The following is a 20467-nucleotide window of genomic DNA, read 5'->3' as shown; positions in this document are numbered from 1 at the left end:
TTCCGATTTAAAGCGAGGCAAGTTGCAGCGCCGATCACAACAAAACCGCGCAGCAAGCACGGCGATCATGAACGGAAAAATTGAATCGTGTTCTAACAATCAGGATGAATCAGATGTGAATCAACATCTGAAGCGGCCGAACTAACAACCGGTCGATTCCGCTACCGGCGGATGCCTCAAAGCGAGCTTCAATGGTCCTGATTCAAGACCTTTTCGATCGAGCGGACCGTGGTTTTTAGAAGTTCGCCCACTTCACTCTCCCGCCGCGGGCCCGCGCGTATATCGAGGCCGCTCCTGATCGATGCGTCTGGGCCAGTGACTGGCCGCATCCGGCCTCGGTGGTCCAGCCTCCCAACGATGCCGACTTGTTCGAACTGCTGTACCGGTATGCTCCCGACGAAACCGAACGGCGAACGATCCTGGTCGAAAATTCCGCAAAGCTTTTCGGCTTTGGAATTTGACGGCTCACCTTGTTCGGCCTCGCCAGCGACGGCCGAACAGGGGAACGCACGCGGCGGTCGTGATGAGAACGCGGACAGAAGATCATTGGCGGCTTGCTAGGAGTCTTCAGCCGGACGTGACGACTATTCCGGCCGGCGCTCGGATCGCCCGCACTTGATTATCATGACTTCGTCGCGCCGGCCGCTTCCGCAGCGCGACGCTTGAGCAAGTTACGTTCGCGAGCGTTGCCCGCCAGCGCCGCTGCGGCTTCAAAAGCGGCCTGCGCTTCGTCGTAACGACCGAGCCTGTGCAGCAGATCGCCGCGAACGCTCGGCAGCAAATGATACGCCTTCAGCGCGGGCTCGTGCGCGAGGCCGTCGACGATCGCAAGCCCCGCCTCTGCGCCCTCGGCCATGCCGACGGCCACTGCGCGGTTGAGTTCGATCACGGGCGAACGCACGAGCGTTGCGAGCTCGGCATAGAGTTCCGATATGCGCGGCCAGTCGGTGTCGTCAGGCGTGCTCGCCTGGGCATGACAGGCAACGATCGCCGCTTGCAGGGCGTAGAATCCACCGACCCCGCCAAGCTCGCATGCCCGCCGCAGCGCCTGCATGCCCCGCCGGATCTGAAGCTGGTCCCACAGCGCGCGATTCTGGTCGCGCATCAGGACAGGCTCGCCCGCAGCATCGGTGCGCGCGGCATGGCGCGAAGCGTTCAGCTCCATCAATGCGAGCAGCCCTTGCGCTTCCGGCTCCTGCGCTGCGATGGAGGTGATCACGCGGCCCATACGCAGGGCTTCATTGCAGAGCTGCGGACGCAGCCAATCCTCGCCGCGTGCGGCGGTATAGCCTTCGTTGAAAATCAGGTAGATGACCTCCAGCACCGAGGCGAGGCGCTCGGAAAGTTCTTCGCCGCGCGGCGTCTCGTAGGCCAGTCCCGATTCAGACAGCGTCCGCTTGGCGCGCAAGATGCGCTGGGCGATCGTCGCCTCCGGCGCCAGGAAAGCGCGCGCAATCTCCTCGGTGGTCAGGCCGCAGATCATCCGCAACGCCAGCGCCACACGGGCCTCCCGCGACAGGCGCGGGTGACAGGCGGTGAAGACGAGACGAAGCATCTCATCGCCGATATCGTCATCCAAGGCGGAATCCAGGTCGGGCATGGCCTGCTCTTGCTGCTCCATGTCCCGCGCGACCATCTCGTGCTTGTGAGCCAGCATCCGGCCGCGGCGCAAATGATCCAGCGCCCGGCGCTTGGCCGTCGCCATCAGCCACGCGCCAGGCTTTTCCGGAATACCGGTCGCGGGCCAATGTTCGAGCGCTGCGACCAGGGCTTCCTGCGTCAGATCTTCCGCCAGCGGGACATCCCGCAGCATCCGCGAAAGGCTGGTGATCAGACGTGGCTGCTCGACCCGCCAGACCGCAAGAATGGTGTGGTGGATTTCGGCAGCCGTCATCGCCGCCGGCTGCATCGGGCTGAGCCGGATCTCAAGGACCGGCAAACGCGCGCAGCTCGCATGTCCCTTCCCAGCCCGGCAGATGGTCCAAATGCAGTTGCATGAATTCCTTCGCCATCGCGACGGCCTCTTGCTTGTCGCGGAGTTCGAAGATCGCGTAGCCGCCGACAATCTCCTTGGTTTCCACGAAGGGACCATCGATCACGCTAAGCTTGCCGCCGGCGATGCGCACCTGGGCGCCGGTCTCGACCGGCATCAGCCCGCCGCTGTCGAGCATGCGGCCGGCCTTGGTCTCGCGGTCGGCCAGCTTGTGCATCGCCTCCATGAGTTCAGGTGTGGGAGTCGCGGAAGGGCCGGGGTGCTTGACGATATACATGAAGCGCATCTGAAAACTCCTCCTTAAAGGCGAGCCGCCGGCGCCGAGCCGTGCAAAACTATCTCGCTGATAGGTCGACGAACGAGCCTCATGCGGATCGACACCGGCACGAAAAAAACTGTAGGCCTTACCGGCTGAAAAACCTGATCAATCAGCCGTCATTCCTGCCGGAGCAGGATCAGCGGATCGGCGCTGTCGGGGACCTTGCGCCACTGTGCGTTGTCGTCGGCCTCGAACTGCCAGGTTTCGCCGCTCTCCGACATCAGAACGATCTGACCGTGATCGAGCCGCCATTGCGTCGGCGCAAACGCGGTGACTGCAGGATCACATTTGGGCTTCAGGAACACCTGGAAATTGTCCGCGTTCGCCTCGTTATTGGTCAGCGTCAGGCCGCAGATCGATTGGCCATTGCCGCGCACCATGGCCCAGTCGCCGATCATCTGATCCATGGATTTTGCCAGCGAGCGGGCGGCCGCGAGATTTTGCAGGATATAGATGCCCTCGCCGGTCCGCATGCCCTCGAAGATCCCGGTTTCGACTTCGGTGAAGTCGACCACCGGCTGTCCCGCAGCGTCCTGTAGCCGCACGATGTCGCCCAGTCCCTTGATGCTCCAGGCAGTGATATCCTTGGTGAACGGCAGCGCCGCCGCGCAGCCCGGCTCCAGTTCAAGCTTAAGCGTCCCCTGCGCCGTGGAATCGTTCTTCAACGTGACGACGCAGGTCTTGCTGCGGTCGGTGGTCGCGAGCTCCCACTGGCCGATCATGTCCTTTTTCAAGGTGCTGACATCCTGCGACCGCGCCGGCGCCCCGCAGGCAATCGCCGCCCACACGGCGGCAACCACCATTCCGGCGCGACGGCCCGTCATCAGTGGCTCTTGGCAGGAGTCTTGGCCGGAGTTTCCGCAACCGGCGTCAGCGGCGGCTTTCCGGCGAACCAGGTCTTCAGATTGTCGACCACCAGCTGATCCATGGCGTTGCGGGTCACCACCGAGGCCGAGCCGATATGCGGCAGCAGAACGACGTTCTGCATGGCCTTCAATTCGTCCGGCACATTCGGCTCTTTTTCGAACACGTCGAGGCCCGCGGCCAGAATGGTCCCCGACTTGAGCGCTGCAATCAGCGCCTGCTCGTCGACGACGGTGCCGCGCGCGACATTGATGATCACCCCGCGCGGGCCGAGCGCCTTCATGACCTCGGCGTTGATCATTTTTGTGGTGCTTGCGCCGCCCGGCACGATGACGACCAGCGTATCGACCGCCTTCGCCATCTCGATCAGATCGGGATAGTGCTTGTAGGACAGGCCGGGCGCGGGATTGCGGGTGTGGTAGACGACGGGCACCAGCGACGCATCGAGCCGGCGAGCGATCGCTTGCCCAATCCGGCCCATGCCGACCATCCCCACCTTGCGGTCGCGCAGCGAGCCGACGCTCAGCGGAAAATTCTGCGTGGTCCACAGACCGGACCGCAGATAGCGGTCGGCCTTGATGAATTCGCGCACGGTCGCGATCAAAAGCCCCATCGCGATATCGGCGACTTCCTCGGTCAGGACATCAGGCGTGTTGGTGACCATGATGTTGTTGTCGCGCGCGTAATTGGCATCGATGTGATCGTAGCCGACGCCGAAGCTCGAAACGATCTCGAGCTTGGGAAAGCGCGCCAGCGTCTTGCTGTCACCCCGCACCGAATTATAGGTGATCGCGGCACCGCGGATTTTCCCGGCGGCCTCGGGACTGAGCCGTTCCAGATCACCGATGGTTTCAAAGCGATGCAGGATGAACTGATCGGAAAAGCCGTTATCGACGATCGGCTTGCTCGGCCCGTAAATCAGCAAATCGATCTTCTCGGAGGAGTTGTTCCCCATCAGTTTTCCTTTCCAAGCGCGCTCTCATGCCAGCGCCGCAATATCAGGTGCGAAATTAGCGCCAGCAGCCCATAAATGACAATTCCAGCGGCAGAGAGCAACAGTAAGGCTGCGAACATTCTGGCAATGTTGAGACGATAGCCGGATTCCGCAATTCGATAGGCCAGTCCCGACCCCGCGCCCGCCGAACCCGCCGCGATCTCTGCGACCACGGCGCCGATCAACGACAGCCCGCCCGCAATCCGCAGGCCGCCCAGGATGAACGGCAGCGCCGCCGGCAATTTGAGATATCGCAGGGTCTGCAGCCGCGACGCGCCATAGAGCTGAAACAGGCCGGCCAGGTTGCGATCCACGGAATTGAGGCCAAGCGTGGTGTTGGACAGCACCGGAAAGAATCCGACGATCCAGGCGCAGACGATGACCGCGGTCTGTTGCGGAAGGTAGATCAGGAGCAGCGGCGCAATGGCGATGACCGGCGTGACCTGCAGGATCACCGCATAGGGAAACAGCGAATATTCCAGCCATTTCGACTGATTGAACAATAGCGCCAATGCAATGCCGCCGACGGCGGCGGCGATGAACCCCTCGAGCGTCGTCCGTAACGTGGTGAGAAGCGATAGCGACAGCACCGGCCAGTCATTGACCAGCGTCCGGAAAACCGCCGACGGTCCGGGGAGCACGTAGGGCGGAATGTTGTTGATGCGGACCACGAGGCCCCATGCCACGACGCCCGCCGCGAGCACGACCACCGGAAGCAGCACCCGGACCAAGCCCGGAAAACGGCCGCCCGGCGCAGCCTGTCCGGCAGACAATGGCGGTATCTGCAAGGAGCTCATAGGCCGGGCTGCCCCTGATACAGCGGCGCCAGCGCGTTGGAGACCGTACGGCAATAACCGGCATAATCGGCCGATGTGCGAAAATCCTCGCCACGCGGTTCGGGAGCGTCGATGCGGAATTCGGCGCTGATGCGCCCGGGCCGCGAACTCATCACGATCACGCGTTGCGACAAATACACCGACTCGAACACCGAATGCGTGACGAAGACGACGGTCTTGCGCAGATTGCGCCACAGCGAGAGCAGATCATTGTTGAGCCGAAAGCGGGTGATCTCGTCGAGGGCCGCGAACGGTTCATCCATCAAGAGAATATCCGGATCGGTAACCAGCGCACGCGCCAGCGAGACCCGCATCTTCATGCCCCCCGATAATTCGCGAGGATAAGCGCCGGCAAATTCCGCAAGCCCGACCTGCGCCAGCGCCTCACCGATGCGCGCGTTCGCCTCGGCAACGGGCACATGCGCCAGTTTCAGCGGCAACCGCACGTTCTCACTGACATTGGCCCACGGCATCAGCGTCGGCTCCTGAAACACAAAGCCGATGGTCTGCCCGGCACGCGCCCGGCCGGCGCGATGTGAAACGCGGACGGTGCCTGACGTCGGCGCATTAAGACCCGCGATCAGGCGAAGCGCCGTCGACTTGCCGCAACCTGACGGTCCGAGCAGGGACACGAATTCGCCGGTTCGCACGTCAAGATCCAGCGGCCCCAACGCCGCTACGCCATTGTCATAGACCTTGGTCACGTCGCGCAGGCTGACGGCAAGGCCGGCCGGGCCAACGTCGATTTCAGACAAAGCGGCGGGATCGGCCATTGCGTCGCTAGTTCTTTGGCCGCAGATCGAGTCCGACGCCCTTGTTGGTGAAGCGAAGCGTGTAACCCTTGCGGTAGTCGATGTCGCTGCGCACGACGCCGGCGCGCACCATCTTTTCGAAAAAGCTCGCGACCCGCGTGTCATTCATCGCGCCGATGCCGTCCTGCAATGCATCGCCGGAATCGACAATTCCGTATTCCTTCATCTTGGCGACGGAATAGGCCAGCAACTCGTCCGTCATTTCAGGGTTGAGCTTCTTGATCATCGCGTTGCCAGGCGAATTGTCGCCGTAGATATAATGGTACCAACCGATAATCGAGGCGTCGACAAAACGCTGAACCAGATCCGGCTTTTTGTCGATCAGGTCGCGGCGCGTTTCGATCAGGGTTGAATAAGAGTTGAAGCCATTATCCGCCAGCAGAATCACCCCCGGTTTGAAGGCTGCGGCTTGTTCGATCGCGAACGGCTCCGAGGTGACATAGCCCTGCATCGCGCTCTGCTTGTCGGCGATGAACGGCTGCGAATTGAAGGTATAGGGTTTGACTTTCTCCTCGCTGAATCCGTATTCGGATTTCAGCCATTGATAGTAGGTCGCAATCCCCTCCTTGGACACGAACAGCGTCAGCGGTTTGAGATCCTCGAGTTTGGTGACCTTGGATTCCGGATGGGTCAGAAAGACCTGCGGATCCTTCTGGAACATGGAGGCGATCTGGACCACGGGGACTTTGTTGGTGACGGCATCGAACGACTGCAACGTGTTCGCGCTCAGGAAGAAGTCGAGCTTGCCGGCGATCAGCAGAATGCGATTGTTGTCGTTCGGGCCGCCCGGCACGATCGTGACGTCGAGCCCGTATTGCTTGTAGGTCCCGTCGGCCACCGCCTGGAAAAATCCGCCCTGTTCCGGCTCCGGCACCCAGTTGGTTCCGAACGAGACCTTGTCCAGCGTTTGCGCGCCCGCGGACGTGATGGCCAGGGCGAGGGCCAGCAGGCCAGCCGTTAACGCTCGCGGCAAAAGAGCCGGGTTCATGGTTGGACTCCGTTGATCATTCTAGCTCATGATAGGGGTAACGCTGGTCTGGACGCTGGTACAGCCCCTTGCGGGAACGGACAAACTACCTTGCAAATTGGCCCAAAGAAACGTTTTGCACGATGACTTCAATGGCTCCTCCCCGCGATTGGACCGACATTCACTGGCCCGACATTTCCGGGACGGCCGCAGCGCGATGGATTGCGGTGTTGCCGTTGGCGGCGACCGAGCAGCACGGCCCGCATCTGCCTGTCGGCACCGACGTCATGATCGCGCAGGCCTACCTTGGACGGGTGCGCGAGCTGCTGCCGGATACGATGCCCGTGACATTCATGCCGCTTCAGCCGGTCGGGATTTCGACCGAACATATCGACTATCCGGGCACGCTGACGCTGCCGACCGAGACCGCGCTGCAGACATGGATGGCGCTCGGGGCGAGCGTCGCGCGCGCCGGCATCAAGAAGCTTGTGATGGTCACCAGCCATGGCGGCAACAGCGCGGCCATGACCCTGGTCGCGCAGGATCTGCGCGCGGAATACGGGCTTCTCGCGGTTACCACAGGATGGTCGCGTTTTGGCGCGCCGGAGGGAATGTTCTCGGAGGAAGAATTGCGCCATGGCGTTCATGGCGGCGCGGTCGAGACCTCGATCATGCTGGCGCGATATCAGCAGCATGTGCGCAAGGAAAAGATCGCCGATTTCCGCTCCTCGGCGATCGCGATGGAAAAGGACTATCGCTGGCTCTCAGCGCATCGCCCGGCTCCGTTCGCGTGGCAGGCGCAAGACCTCCATCCCGGCGGCGCCGTCGGCGATGCGACACTGGCGTCGGCCGAGAAAGGCGAGCGACTGCTCGATCACGGCGCAACCGCGTTCTGCGAATTGCTCGCCGACATCGACAAGTTTGATCCTGAAATACTTTCGGATCGTCCGCAGGGCTGACACTCGCGCACGTCACCGGCCGTTACAGTGAGAACGTCACACACGGCTCGGCAGTCACCGGGCCGTGATCGAACCCGCTTCAAAATCGCTCCGACCAACGGAGCGTGCGGGTAACAACGGCGCCTCATCCACCCGTTCCGCACCTGACCCGCCCGGCTGTCCCCCCGGGCGGGTCATCTTTTGGCATCACCGCTTTTGCTAGGAATCGCCTGACATCTCACCGGGGTATTCTGTGTTGCATGTCTGTCACAGAACAATGCCAACAAATCAGCGGCACCTTCATCCTTACTTGCAATTGCGAATTACTTGCAATAACGTTTTGCTTGTGGTTCAAGGGCTTGGGATGAATGCGTTTTCCGTTTGATTCGGCTTTTCGCCGTTGGAGAAGGCATCGACCGGCGCGGTGAAATCGTTCGCTCGATTTCTTGGTGGCAGCACGACGGCAAATCAGTGATGACAAAAGAGATTGCCGAAATGTTCGCGCTGGAAAATTTCGCCCGATGAACCGCTGCAGCCGAACCTGGGAGTGCAGATTTGCGGGCATTGGGCTCGGCATGCTCACGCTGGCACAACCTGCCATCGCGGCGGACATGGCGCTCAAGGCGCCCGCGTACCAGACCGTGTACGACTGGACCGGCTTCTACATCGGAGGCCATGTCGGCTATGGCGGTGGCAGCCTGGGACCCGGCACCAATCCGATCCCCGAACAAGGCGTGGTCTTTCCGCCCAGCATTACCGGCCTGATCGGCGGTTACGAGGCCGGCTACAACAGGCAGTTGGCGAATCATGTCGTGCTCGGCGTCGAGGCGGATGCGTCGTTCGCCAGTCCGCTCGATGCCCCGCGTCTTGCGCCTGGGCCGTTCGACACGTCGCTCGACTACGTCAGCACGGTGCGCGGCCGCGTCGGATACGCGTTCGGAAATTGGATGCCGTATGTGACCGGCGGCTTTGCCTGGGGACACAGTCATGTCAACCTCAACGATGCCCCGGGAAGCATCTTCGCAGCACCTGGACAGATCCAGACCGGCTGGACCGCAGGCGCCGGTGTCGAGTTTGCCGTGGGCGGCAATTGGAGCGCCAAACTCGAATATGACTACATCGATCTGGCGCGCCGGACCTACGACCTCAGCAGCTTCGGACTGCCCAGCGTCAACGTCGATCCCAGCGTTCACCTTTTCAAGCTCGGACTGAACTATCGCTTTGACGATAATCCGGTGTGGACGGCGCAGGCTTCGGCCAACGTCAAGCCTGCGCTTCCGGAATCGGACGACTGGAATGTCCACGCGCAAACGACGTTTCTTCCGCAGGCCTATCCTGCCTTCCGCTCGCCCTATGCCGGCGCCAACAGCCTCCCCGGCGGCGGCCAGGTGCAGGAAACCTGGACCACGACCGCCTTTCTCGGCGTGCGGCTTTGGCAGGGCGGCGAGTTCTACTTCAACCCCGAACTGGCGCAGGGGTTCGGCATCGGCGGCACACTCGGCGTCGCCGGCTTTCCCAACGGGGAGGCGCAAAAGGCCGGCGCCGCCGAGCCGAAATACCGGGCGCAGCGCTATTATCTGAAACAGACCTTCGGTCTCGGCGGCGAACAGGAAGAGGTCCAGGATGGACCCAATCAACTCGCGGGCAAACGCGACATCGACCGGGTCACGCTGATTGTCGGCCGCTTTGCGGTCGGCGACTTCTTCGACAACAACAGTTACGCCCACGATCCTCGCGCCGATTTCATGAACTGGGCGATGTGGTCGTCGGCCGCTTATGATTTCCCGGCCGATTTGCCCGGCTATACGCGCGGCGCGATCGTCGAGCTCAATCGCAAGGACTGGGCGATACGCGCCGGAGCCTTCGAGGTGCCGACCGCTCCCAACAGCGACGTGCTGACCTACAAGACCGGCGGCACCGTGGTCGAATTCGAGGAACGCCACACCATCTTCGATCAGCCCGGCAAGCTGCGGCTTGGCGCATTTGCCAACAGCGGCAATACCGGCAATTACCGCCAGGCGCTGGCGATTGAAGATGCGGATCCCTCGCTCGACATCAACACGGTCATGGCGAGCATCCGGCACGACAACCTCAAATACGGATTTTATCTCAACGCCGAACAGCAGATCGTCAAGGACGTCGGCATGTTCGCGCGCGCCAGCTGGAATGACGGCCAGACCGAAATCCTGTCATTCACCGATATCGACCGCAGCCTTTCAGGGGGCCTGTCGATCAAGGGCAGCTACTGGGGACGCCCGAACGACACCATCGGTATCGGCGGCGCGATCAACGGACTGTCCGATGCACATCGCGACTTCCTCGCGGCCGGCGGCCTCGGCCTCTTGATCGGCGACGGCCAGCTCAACTATCGTCCCGAGCAGATCCTCGAGACCTACTACGCCTATGCGGTCGACAAGAATCTGACGGTTACCGCTGACTATCAACTCATCACAAATCCCGCCTATAACGCCGACCGTGGACCTGTCTCGGTGTTCTCGGCCCGTTTCCACGGCGAATTCTAAAGCGTTTTCGAGCGAAGTGGGCCCCGGTTCGCGTGAAGAAAACGCGTCAAAATAAAGGTTAGAGGCGGCGATTAATGGCGGTTCAGGATATGCGCCCGGTCGCACTGGGACAGGCGTTGCAGCCCAACATCTGGGACGTCGTGGCGCTGATACTTGTAACCGGCGCCATGGTGCTGATCGTCTATGGCGGCGAGCAGACCACGGCGCCGCTGTCGGCGCTCGACGTCGCGCCGGTGTCACTCGATCCAGGCAACCTTCCGCTCTATGCACTGCGCACCACGCTGCGCATGCTGCTGGCGATCGCCTGCTCCATCATCTTCACTTTCATTTACGCCGCCTTTGCCGCCAAGAGCCGGCGTGCCGAAATGGTGCTGATCCCGCTGCTCGATATCCTGCAGTCGGTGCCGATCCTGGGCTTTCTGACCTTTACGGTCGTCTTCTTCATGAACCTGTTTCCCGGCCGCGTGTTCGGCGCCGAGCTTGCCTGCGTGTTCGCGATCTTCACCAGCCAGGCCTGGAACATGACGTTCAGCATGTACCAGTCGATGCGCAATGTGCCGAAGGATCTGGAAGAGGCGACGCAAAGCTTCCACCTCAGCGGATGGCAGCGTTTCTGGCGGCTCGACGTGCCCTTCGCCATGCCGGGCCTGATCTGGAACACGATGATGTCGATGTCGGGCGGCTGGTTCTTCGTGGTGGCGTCGGAGGCGATCACGGTCGGCAACACCACGGTGACATTGCCCGGCGTCGGCTCTTACGTCGCATTGGCCATTCAAAAGCGCGACCTGCCCGCCATCGGCTATGCGATCCTGACCATGCTGCTCGTCATCATCGTCTATGACCAGTTGCTGTTTCGCCCCGTCGTGGCCTGGGCCGATAAATTCCGGTTCGAACAGACGGCATCCAGCAGCGCGCCGACATCCTGGATGCTCGATCTGTTTCGCCGCACGCGCGCGCTGCGGGCGCTGTCCTTGCCATTCACCGCACTGAACAGGATCATCTCCAATCTGCACATCACGCTTCCCGGCCGAGTGCTGGCCGCATCGAGCAAACAGAGCGAGCCCTCGCGCCTGGTCGATGCGCTGTGGCTTGCATTGGTCGTCGCCAGCACAGCCTATGCCGGCTGGAGAGCTTATGCGTATCTCTCGACGACCTTGAGCCTGTCGGACGTAGTCGGCGCATTCGGGTACGGCTTGATCACGCTGGCCCGCGTCATCGTCTTGATTGCGCTGGCCTCACTGATATGGGTGCCGGTCGGCGTCTGGATTGGGCTGCGGCCGAAACTCGCCGAGCTGATACAGCCGCTCGCGCAATTTCTGGCGGCGTTTCCCGCGAATCTCGCCTTCCCGGTTTTCGTGGTGGTTATCGTTCGCTACGGCCTGAATGCGAATGTCTGGCTCAGCCCGCTGATGATTCTGGGAACCCAGTGGTACATCCTGTTCAATGTCATTGCCGGCGCCAGCGCTTTCCCGAGCGACCTTCGTGAAGCCGCCGGCAGCTTCCACTTGAAGGGCTGGCGCTGGTGGGTAAAAGTCATCCTTCCCGGCATTTTTCCCTACTACATCACCGGCGCGATCACCGCGTCGGGCGGCTCGTGGAACGCCTCCATCGTTGCGGAAGTTGCGAGCTGGGGTGATACCCACCTGACGGCCACCGGGCTCGGCGCTTATATAGCAACAGCGACCGAAGCCGGTGATTTCCCTCGCGTCGTTCTCGGCATCGTCGTGATGTGTATTCTGGTGACGCTCTTCAACCGCCTGCTCTGGCGACCGCTGTACGCCTTCGGTGAGCGCCGTCTTCGTCTCGGCTGATTCTCAAGGGAAACGCATGCTCGATCAAACCAAAGCGACCAGCCTTATCGATATTCGCGGCGTCTGCCGGTCGTTTCCGAAAGGAAGCGGCGAGGATCTTCTGGTGCTCGAAAAGGTCGATCTGACGATTCACTCCGGCGAAATCGTCGGCCTGCTCGGCCGCTCCGGATCGGGCAAATCGACCCTGCTGCGCATCATCGCCGGCCTGATCGCGCCATCCTCGGGCGACGCAACATGCCGCGGCGAGGCGATCAAGGGTCCGCCGAACGGCGTTTCCATGGTGTTTCAGTCCTTCGCGCTGTTTCCGTGGCTGACCGTCCTGCAAAACGTCGAACTCGGGCTGGAAGCGCTGGGGATCGACAGCGCCGAACGCCGCACCCGCGCGCTCGCGGCGATCGACCTGATCGGTCTCGACGGTTTCGAATCCGCCTACCCCAAGGAATTGTCGGGCGGCATGCGCCAGCGCGTCGGATTTGCGCGGGCGCTGGTCGTCCATCCCGACCTGCTGTTGATGGACGAGCCGTTTTCGGCGCTCGACGTGCTGACCGCCGAGACGCTCCGCACCGACCTGATCGATCTGTGGACCGAAGGCCGGCTGCCGATCAAGTCGGTCCTGATGGTGACGCATAACATCGAGGAAGCGGTGCTGATGTGCGACCGCATTCTGGTGTTCTCATCCAATCCCGGACGCGTGGCGGTCGAGATCAAGGTCGACCTGCCGCATCCGCGCAATCGTCTCGACCCGACATTCCGCCAGCTCGTCGACAGCATCTACGCCCGCATGACGCAGCGCGCCGAGCCCAAGACGCCTGCCGCCGAGGGTATTCACGGCACCGGCGTGGGCATGATCCTCAATCACATCTCTTCCAACGTGCTGTCCGGCCTGATCGAGACGCTGGCCGGCGAGCCGTATAACGGGCACGCCGATTTGCCGGTTCTGGCCGGCAGCCTGCAACTCGAGGCCGACGAGATATTCCATCTCGGCGAGGCGCTTCAATTGCTGCGATTTGCCCAGTTAAGCGAAGGCGATCTGATGCTGACCGATGCCGGCAAGCGGTTTGCCCATCTCGAGACCGATGCCCGCAAAAAGCTGTTTGCCGAGCATCTGATCAACTATGTGCCTGTCATGGGCCTGATCCGCCGCGTGCTCGATGAGCGGCCTTCCCACACGGCACCGGCGGCGCGCTTCCGCAACGAGCTTGAAGACTACATGTCGGAAGACTATGCGGACGAAACACTGAAGACGATCGTGTCGTGGGCACGCTATGCCGAGCTGTTCGCCTATGACGAGCAGTCGGAACTGTTCAGCCTCGAAAACCCGCATTAGCGCCGGACTATTTGCATCGTCATTCGGGGGCGGCGCAAAGCGTCGAACCCGGAATCCCGAGATTACATGCGCTAGATTCCGGGTTCGCGCTAACGCGCGCCCCGGAATGACGATCACCCCGCCGGCGAGAACGAGTCCGCGCGCGCCATCGCCCAGGCTTCGCGAAAGCGCGGATCGCTGGTGCCGTCGATCAGTTCGCCCGGGCGAAGTGACGGATAGAGCTGAGCGAAGGACTGCACCGAAGTCGTGGAGGTCCGTTGCGAGAAATGGATCGACCGGATTTGCTGCGGATGTTCAAGCCCCGCAGCGGCGATCAGCTCGCTCAGCGCATGCAGCGTGGCGTGATGATAATTGTAAACCCGTTCGATCTTGTGCGGCACCACCAGCGCGCGGTTGCGCGACGGGTCTTGCGTGGTCACGCCGGTCGGGCATCGGTCGGTGTGGCAGCTCAGCGACTGGATACAGCCCAGCGAAAACATGAAGCCGCGTGCCGAATTGCACCAGTCGGCGCCGATCGCCATGGCGCGCGCCATGTCGAAAGCGGTGGCTATCTTTCCGGAGGCGCCGATCTTGATGCGATCGCGCGCATTGATGCCGATCAGGGCGTTATGGACGAAATTGACGCCCTCGCGCATCGGCATGCCCAGATGGTCCATGAATTCGAGCGGAGCGGCGCCAGTGCCGCCTTCATTGCCGTCGACCACGATGAAGTCCGGATAGATCCCGGTCTGCAGCATGGCCTTGCAGATCGCCAGAAACTCCCAGGGATGGCCGATGCAGAGCTTGAAGCCGGCCGGCTTGCCGCCGGACAGCCGCCGCATCTCGTCGATAAAGGCCATCATCTCCAGCGGCGTCGAAAATGCCCGGTGCGAGGCCGGCGAGATGCAGTCCTCGTTCATCGCCACGCCTCTGATCCTCGATATCTCCTCGGAGACCTTGGCGGCCGGCAGCACCCCGCCATGTCCGGGCTTGGCGCCCTGGCTGATCTTGAGTTCGACCATCTTGATCTGGTCGTCGGTGGCGACGCGGGCGAACTCGTCCGGATTGAACGAGCCGTCGCGATTGCGGCAGCCGAAATATCCGGAGCCGATTTCCCAGATCAGGTCGCCGCCATTCTCGCGATGATAGGGACTGACGCCGCCTTCGCCGGTGTCATGCGCGAAGCCGCCTTTTTTGGCCCCGGCGTTCAGCGCGCGCACTGCGTTGGGGCTGAGCGCGCCAAAGCTCATCGCCGAGATGTTGAAGACCGAGGCCGAATACGGTTTGGCGCAATCCGGACCACCGATCGTGATGCGAAACTCCGAGGAGACACGAGGCTTCGGCGCCACCGAATGGTGCATCCATTCATAGCCATCGCGGTAGACATCTTCCTGCGTACCGAACGGCCGCTTGTCGAGCACCATCTTGGCGCGCTGATAAACCACCGCGCGGGTGTCGCGGCTGAACGGCATGCCGTCCTTTTCGCTCTCGAAGAAATACTGCCGCATCTCCGGCCTGATCTCTTCCAGCAGAAAGCGGATATGCGCCGAGATCGGATAGTTCCGCAGGACCGCGTGCCCCTTTTGCATGAGGTCGCGAAAACCGAGCACAGTGAGCGCGGCGAAGATAACAAGCGGGATCAGGACCAGATCGAAAACCTTGTGATCGGCGAGCGCGATCCCAAGCAGCAGCACCGTAACGACGCCGCAAATCGTGAGAACGATGAAGCGTGGAGAGAACGGAAGCAGCAACGTTTCCATGGGACCCTCTGGCAGATTCTGCCGTATTATTCTTGCCGGCCTCAAGCCTAATCCAAAACACCAGACAACCTGTACACGATATCGGGCGTGCCGGTCAGCGATATGACAGCGACCGGCATCAGGCTATCGAATCCAGCCTGGCAGGATCAATCACCACGGGGGCGAGCGACGTCTCGCCGCACCAGTTTTTGCAGTGCAACGTGAGATCGACCGGGCTTGAACGGTCAGTGGCTGTGCGGGCGCAGTTCGTCGGGAATCCCGCTGCGTTGCAGGCCGCCTCGCGCCAGCCACGCATCGGTGCTCTGGATGGCGCGCTCGATATGCTCGGCGGTGCGCGAAAAGTCGTAAGGCGACCCCACCAACGGACATAACGGCGGCACCACGAAATGCTCGATATCCGGGCCGAGTTCTTCCAGTTCGCTGACCAATTGCCGCGCGATCAGCAGCGTCAGCGCCTGCAGCGCATTCGCGACCGCGCCGACCGGAGGCGCGTGGGCCGCGCAGGCGTGGCCGGTGGGCAAGATGATCAGCCGCCGCGCACCTTTCGCCACTGCGATCTTGATCGGCGTGTTGCTCGAGATCGCGCCGTCAACCAGGTAGAAATCCTTGTAGGGGACCGGGGCGAAGGCGCCGGGGATCGCGGTCGAGGCGACGATCGCTTGGGTGGCCGGGCCCTCCGACAGCACCACGCTGTCACCGGAGAGCATGTCGGTCGCCACGATATGAACCGGAAGCTTTGCATCCTGCAGATTGCGGTAGGGCAGATGATCGTCGATCAGCTTCGCGATCCCGTCATGCGGGATCAGGAAATCCCTGCGCCAGAGAAAGCCCAGCAGCGTCCGCCACGTGACCGGGAAAACGTCTTGCCGTTGCAATCCGCGCCAGATGGTTTCCAGCTGCAGCACGCCTTTCAGGGTGGGATCACCGGCGTAGTAAGCACCGTTCAGCGCGCCGACGCTGGAGCCGACCACCATATCGGCCGAAATTCCGTGAGCGGCGAGCGAATGCATCATGCCCACCTGAATGGCGCCAAAGCTGCCCCCGCCTGCGAGAACAAGGGCTGTTTTCGCCGATCCGGCATCATCAAATGCTGACAAGACCCCAGTCGCTCCCTCTATCGACGCGCCATTGAGCCACGCGACGTTCGGCTGGGCTTATAGCAGGCCGTAACCAGCCCGCACTATCAACATTGGTTGTGAACCGGGAAGGCTGAATTCAGCGTTCGACGAACGCCTTCTCAATGACGAAATGGCCGGCCTCGCTGCCGCTGCCTTCGAGGAAGCTTCGCGCTTCAAACATCTCGCGCAATTCGACCAGCATGCCGGGGCTGCCACACATCATGATCCGGTCGGTCGCAATATCCAGCGGCGGCTGGCCGATATCGTCGAACAATTGACCTGATGTGATCAGGTCAGTGATACGGCCGCGGTTGCGGAACGGCTCACGGGTGACGGTCGGATAATACAGAAGCTTCTCGGCCAGCAACGGCCCGAACAATTCATCGTCCCGCAGCCTCGCCACCAGTTCCTCGCCGTAAGCGAGTTCGGACACCTGCCGGCAGCCGTGAACCAGCACAATGGTTTCAAACCGATCGTACACGTCCGGGTCCTTGATCAGGCTCGCGAACGGCGCCAGACCGGTACCGGTCGACAGCAACAACAGGCGTTCGCCCGGAATCAGATTGTCCGCGATCAGCGTACCGGTGGCCTTGCGTCCGACCAGGATGGTGTCGCCTTCCTTGATCTTCTGCAGCTTGGACGTCAGCGGCCCATCGGCGACCTTGATGCTGAAAAATTCCAGCTCCTCTTCATGGTTGGCGCTCGCCATGCTGTAGGCGCGTAGCAGCGGCCGGCCCTCGACCTCGAGGCCGATCATCGCGAATTGTCCGTTTTGGAATCGGAAGCCGGAATCCCGGGTGGCGGTGAAGCTGAAAAGCGTATCGGTCCAGTGCCGGACAGAAAGAACTTTCTCTCTATAGAACGCGCTCATGTGTTTTGGTTTTTCCGATTGGCTTGATGTAGAACAATTGCGTTGTTCGGTCTTCGAGGAGACGAAAACCGCTGAAACAACGGGCTATTTCGCATGTGGCGTACGCCGATTTCAGAGATAGTCAATCTGCGCTGACGCGCAATTGAGGACTCTAAATCGCGGTCGATTTATTTGTAGAATGGTTCGACAAAGCCCCTCGCGGCGCAATTAACTTGCTGAAATCGGTGTCGTTACGGCAATAAATTTCCACCCCATATTAACCCAGATATAAAGTTCAACTCGAATGCAGAGCCTGGCAAAAATTCGATCGGGACAGGCGGGCTCCTATCCGGACCAAACGGTCTATGCCGAATATGCCTGCTCCGAATTCGGGCTGGCATTTGAAGACATCGACGGCGGAACGGGGCTTGTCTTCAGCGTCGCTTCCAAGACCAAAAGCGTTTATTTCGGCGCCGGGCGATGCTCGTGGTATCCGCAAAACAATGCCACGGCGGCGACGCTGGCCTCGGACAAATACTTCACCAATATCGTTCTTCAACGCGCTGGCGTTCGCACGCTCGGCGGTGAATATTTTTTCCTGCATGAAAGACATCGCGCCCATCGCGTCAAAGGACATGAGATCGATGATGCACTGGGATATTTTGCAAAGCTCGGCGCAATAGCATTCGTCAAACCGCTGACGGGATCGCGCGGAGATTTTGCGCAGGCCGTCGACGGCGAAGCCGCGCTGGTTCGATATATCCGCGAGGTCTCGCGCTATTACGATTCGATATTGATCCAACCGCTGGTGTCCGGGCTCGAGTACCGGATTTTCCTGCTCGACGACGACGTGGTCTATTCGGCCCGCAAATATCCACCTTCCGTGCTGGGCGACGGCGTGCGGCCGATCCGCGATCTCTTGATAGAGCATAACATGGCGTTGCAGGCCCGCGGACTTTCGCCGGCTTTCGTAAGTGCGGAGCGCGACGGATCGCTTGATCTCGTCCTGGCCGAAGGCGAGCGCTGGGAAATCCCCGGACGGATGAATCTGAGCGCCGGGGGAACGATGGTTCTCGAGGAGCTCCGCTCCGATGCGGCATCGACCCTGGCAAAGAAAGCCGTCCGCGCGCTCGGGCTTCGCGTCGCCGCGGTGGATCTGTTTACGAGTATTTCGGGAGACGCGGAAGCGACGGCGGTGATCGAGGTGAACTCGAACCCGTCGATCCGGCTATTGGAGGAGCGCGCGCGCCCCGATCTGATCCTGAAAATCTGGCATCACACTTTTTCCGCGATGGGATTACTTGGTGTTTGACCTGCCTAAATATGGTGACGGTGTTTGCCTGGCGCGAATGGCCGAGCTGCTCGATGCCATCGCGGTGGACCGTGAATGGCTTCGGCGCGTCTCGGTCGTCGTGACCGGCTCCAACGGCAAGGGAAGCACCGCAGCGTTCTGCGCCGGCATCGGCCAGGCCTATGGTCTACGAACCGGCCTCTTCACCTCGCCGCATCTCTATCGCTTCAATGAAAGGTTTCAGGTCGACGGCGCACCTGTTGACGATGCCGATCTGCCGCGCCTGACAGCCGTGATCGAAGCCGCCATCGGCGACATTTCGCGGCGGCGAGGCGAACGGTTCGGAAGCTTCGAAGCCATGTTCGCGCTGGCCTGCCGGTATTTTCAGGAGAAAAAATGCGATTTCGCCGTGTTCGAGGCCGGCATCGGAGGCCGCTACGATCCGGTACGTCTGGTCGGCGCACGCTTCACCTGTGTGACCTCGGTCGATTACGAGCATGTCGAGTTGCTCGGTCATTCGCTGGAGCTGATCGTCTCCGACAAGAGCGACGCCTGCGCATCGGGCGGCACCCTTGTCTATGGCGAGAATTGTCTGAGCCTGCGACCGCATCTCCTCGAGTACAATCGATATCGCCAGGTCGCCTCCCTGTTCGTCCGCGACGAGATCGGGATTGACCGCGAATCCGTCTCGACGACAGGACAGAAGTTCGACTACCGGTTCGCGGGTTACGATCTTCGTAACCTCGAAATGAGCCTGTCGGGCAAGTTCCAGTTCAACAATGCCGCGATCGCCGTCACGCTGTTCCTGCTCTGGCTGCGCAAGGCGCGGCCCCAGGAAACGTCCGCGGGGATCGAAGCCGCGATACGATCCGGCCTGCGCGACACTCGCTGGGCCGCACGCCTCGAAGCGATTTCGCAAGCTCCGCTCACCATCATAGACGTCGGCCACACGCCCGACGGCATCAGGCAATCGCTCGCGAGTCTGAAGGCCACGCATGGCGCGGATGGCTGGATCCTGGTGCTCGGCGTTTCCTTCGACAAGAAGGCCTATGAGATCGTGGCTGCGCTGGCGCCGTCATTCGACACGATCATTTGCACGGCCGCGCATCACAAGGGCGCGGGCGCCGAAAACATCGCCGTCGCGGCGCGCAAGGCCAATCCGCAAGCCACCGTTCACACCGCTGCAACGATCGAAGACGCCGTTGACCTCAGCCGCGCGCTCGCAGCGGCGCAGCATGGAAAGATATACGTCGCCGGCGGACTATTCCTGGCGATCGAATATGCGACGGTTGCGCGAGGCGGTCGCGCCCAGGACCTGAATTTCTTCTAGGGACATGATCCCGACGCCGGGCGCCGCGTCAGCGCAACGTGGAAACCGGTTTTCGGAAAAGATCATGCCCAAACAGAAAGGCAGGAAAATCGGTCTCCAAGCCGACAGCCCGGTGCGGCGTTAACGAATTTTTAACCATAAATTCCGATGTTCCTACGGCCAGGGAGCATCGCATGACCGACATATCGTCCATCACGTCATCCGTATCCGCCACTATCTCGGCCGACCTCGGCAAAGTAGCCAATGCGACCAAGAAAAGCTTCGCCGATACGCTGTCCAAGGTGCAGTCGACGATTACCGGCAAGCCCCAGACGGGTTTCGTGGCTGGGCCGACTTACGAGGCGAATACGTTGACGGGCCAGACCAAGGCGGCCTTCAACAACGCCGTCAACGCCACCAAATCGGCACTTCACATCAAGCCCTGAAGGCGCTTCGAGCGGGTCAAGCCGAAAGTAGAGAGCCCGGTTCTGATTCGATCAGAACCGAAGCGGCTCTACGACTGCATTTGCAGCAAGGACGACATCAGATCGCTGCCCAGCGATTGCGATGGATTCGCGGCACTTGACGCGCCGCCGGCCCCGCTCGTCGTGTTCTGGAGATACTGGCTGACGGCTTGCTGGAATGACGCCCCTGCGGACGACGAGGACTTGGATTGCGATTGCGCCTGCGACGGCGGCAATACGCTTGGGTTATTACTGACAGCCGAGACCATGACGTCCTCCAAAGCAGCTTTCGTTAACCTGATACGATCTTATG

General features: G+C 61.3%; 19 protein-coding genes and 1 pseudogene. 9 read left to right on the top strand and 11 right to left on the bottom strand.

What is annotated here, in order from left to right; translation table 11 throughout:
- Nucleotides 1-269 precede the first annotated feature (269 nt).
- Nucleotides 270-461, top strand: a pseudogene (locus BLV09_RS27345) (amidohydrolase family protein); the annotation flags it as partial.
- Between the two features lie 161 nt (nt 462-622).
- Here the strand turns inward: BLV09_RS27345 and BLV09_RS27340 are convergent.
- From BLV09_RS27340 to BLV09_RS27310, 7 genes are all read right to left on the bottom strand, one after another.
- Nucleotides 623-1894 carry an RNA polymerase sigma factor gene (locus BLV09_RS27340; protein WP_146689618.1) on the bottom strand — a complete coding sequence of 424 codons (1272 nt, stop codon included), beginning with the start codon at nt 1892-1894 and terminating at the stop codon, nt 623-625.
- 31 nt (nt 1895-1925) lie between these two features.
- Nucleotides 1926-2279: a YciI family protein gene (locus tag BLV09_RS27335; protein ID WP_100385325.1), complete on the bottom strand. Its 354-nt coding sequence runs from the start codon at nt 2277-2279 to the stop codon at nt 1926-1928.
- A 149-nt stretch (nt 2280-2428) separates the two neighbouring features.
- Nucleotides 2429-3136 (bottom strand): AprI/Inh family metalloprotease inhibitor, encoded by a 708-nt coding sequence (locus BLV09_RS27330; RefSeq protein ID WP_146689617.1) that lies wholly within the window; start codon nt 3134-3136, stop codon nt 2429-2431.
- Nucleotides 3136-4131 carry a 2-hydroxyacid dehydrogenase gene (locus tag BLV09_RS27325; RefSeq protein WP_146689616.1) on the bottom strand — a complete coding sequence of 332 codons (996 nt, stop codon included), beginning with the start codon at nt 4129-4131 and terminating at the stop codon, nt 3136-3138. The genes BLV09_RS27330 and BLV09_RS27325 overlap by 1 nt, the downstream gene beginning before the upstream one ends.
- Complete coding sequence (locus tag BLV09_RS27320; protein WP_146689615.1) at nt 4131-4967, bottom strand: ABC transporter permease; 837 nt, start codon at nt 4965-4967, stop codon at nt 4131-4133. The genes BLV09_RS27325 and BLV09_RS27320 overlap by 1 nt, the downstream gene beginning before the upstream one ends.
- The gene (locus BLV09_RS27315; protein ID WP_146689614.1) at nt 4964-5779 is read right to left on the bottom strand and encodes an ABC transporter ATP-binding protein; all 816 of its coding nucleotides are present in this window, start codon (nt 5777-5779) and stop codon (nt 4964-4966) included. The genes BLV09_RS27320 and BLV09_RS27315 overlap by 4 nt, the downstream gene beginning before the upstream one ends.
- Nucleotides 5780-5786: 7 nt before the next feature.
- Complete coding sequence (locus BLV09_RS27310) at nt 5787-6806, bottom strand: ABC transporter substrate-binding protein (RefSeq protein ID WP_146689613.1); 1020 nt, start codon at nt 6804-6806, stop codon at nt 5787-5789.
- 122 nt (nt 6807-6928) lie between these two features.
- Between BLV09_RS27310 and BLV09_RS27305 the strand changes: the two genes are divergently transcribed.
- The 5 genes from BLV09_RS27305 to BLV09_RS27290 all read left to right on the top strand — a co-directional run bounded on the left by BLV09_RS27305 (nt 6929) and on the right by BLV09_RS27290 (nt 13383).
- Nucleotides 6929-7744 (top strand): creatininase family protein, encoded by an 816-nt coding sequence (locus tag BLV09_RS27305; RefSeq protein ID WP_146689612.1) that lies wholly within the window; start codon nt 6929-6931, stop codon nt 7742-7744.
- Nucleotides 7745-8104: 360 nt separating this feature from the next.
- Nucleotides 8105-8248 (top strand): hypothetical protein, encoded by a 144-nt coding sequence (locus BLV09_RS37480; protein WP_167558895.1) that lies wholly within the window; start codon nt 8105-8107, stop codon nt 8246-8248.
- Nucleotides 8245-10245: a carbohydrate porin gene (locus BLV09_RS27300; protein WP_146689611.1), complete on the top strand. Its 2001-nt coding sequence runs from the start codon at nt 8245-8247 to the stop codon at nt 10243-10245. Before BLV09_RS37480 ends, BLV09_RS27300 begins: the two co-directional genes overlap by 4 nt.
- 74 nt (nt 10246-10319) lie before the next feature.
- Nucleotides 10320-12056 carry an ABC transporter permease gene (locus tag BLV09_RS27295; RefSeq protein ID WP_100385317.1) on the top strand — a complete coding sequence of 579 codons (1737 nt, stop codon included), beginning with the start codon at nt 10320-10322 and terminating at the stop codon, nt 12054-12056.
- A 16-nt stretch (nt 12057-12072) separates the two neighbouring features.
- Nucleotides 12073-13383, top strand: a complete 1311-nt coding sequence (locus BLV09_RS27290) for an ABC transporter ATP-binding protein (RefSeq protein ID WP_146689610.1) — start codon at nt 12073-12075, stop codon at nt 13381-13383.
- Nucleotides 13384-13496: 113 nt separating this feature from the next.
- On the opposite strand, the gene BLV09_RS27285 is transcribed toward BLV09_RS27290, so the two are convergent.
- The 3 genes from BLV09_RS27285 to BLV09_RS27275 form a co-directional block, all read right to left on the bottom strand.
- Nucleotides 13497-15122, bottom strand: coding sequence for an FMN-binding glutamate synthase family protein (locus BLV09_RS27285; protein ID WP_146689609.1), 1626 nt, complete (start codon nt 15120-15122; stop codon nt 13497-13499).
- A 224-nt stretch (nt 15123-15346) separates the two neighbouring features.
- Nucleotides 15347-16219 (bottom strand): patatin-like phospholipase family protein, encoded by an 873-nt coding sequence (locus BLV09_RS27280; RefSeq protein WP_244548831.1) that lies wholly within the window; start codon nt 16217-16219, stop codon nt 15347-15349.
- A 118-nt stretch (nt 16220-16337) separates the two neighbouring features.
- On the bottom strand, nt 16338-17111 hold the full coding sequence (locus BLV09_RS27275) for a ferredoxin--NADP reductase (protein ID WP_146689608.1): 774 nt from the start codon (nt 17109-17111) through the stop codon (nt 16338-16340).
- Nucleotides 17112-17394: 283 nt separating this feature from the next.
- Here BLV09_RS27275 and BLV09_RS27270 point away from each other — a divergent pair, with 283 nt between their 5' ends.
- From BLV09_RS27270 to BLV09_RS27260, 3 genes are all read left to right on the top strand, one after another.
- Nucleotides 17395-18402, top strand: a complete 1008-nt coding sequence (locus BLV09_RS27270; protein WP_146689607.1) for an ATP-grasp domain-containing protein — start codon at nt 17395-17397, stop codon at nt 18400-18402.
- Nucleotides 18395-19711, top strand: coding sequence for a bifunctional folylpolyglutamate synthase/dihydrofolate synthase (locus tag BLV09_RS27265; RefSeq protein ID WP_146689606.1), 1317 nt, complete (start codon nt 18395-18397; stop codon nt 19709-19711). The genes BLV09_RS27270 and BLV09_RS27265 overlap by 8 nt, the downstream gene beginning before the upstream one ends.
- A 173-nt stretch (nt 19712-19884) precedes the next feature.
- Nucleotides 19885-20136 (top strand): hypothetical protein, encoded by a 252-nt coding sequence (locus BLV09_RS27260; protein WP_100385312.1) that lies wholly within the window; start codon nt 19885-19887, stop codon nt 20134-20136.
- A 68-nt stretch (nt 20137-20204) separates the two neighbouring features.
- Here BLV09_RS27260 and BLV09_RS27255 read toward each other — a convergent pair whose 3' ends face one another.
- A complete protein-coding gene (locus tag BLV09_RS27255) occupies nt 20205-20423 on the bottom strand; it encodes a hypothetical protein (RefSeq protein WP_146689605.1) in 219 nt (72 codons plus the stop codon).
- Nucleotides 20424-20467 lie beyond the last annotated feature (44 nt).

It is taken from the genome of Bradyrhizobium canariense (assembly GCF_900105125.1).
Classification (GTDB): Bacteria; Pseudomonadota; Alphaproteobacteria; order Rhizobiales; family Xanthobacteraceae; genus Bradyrhizobium; species Bradyrhizobium canariense_A.
The sequence above is the reverse complement of the archived record's forward strand: the minus strand, read 5'-3'. Positions and strand labels throughout refer to the sequence as shown.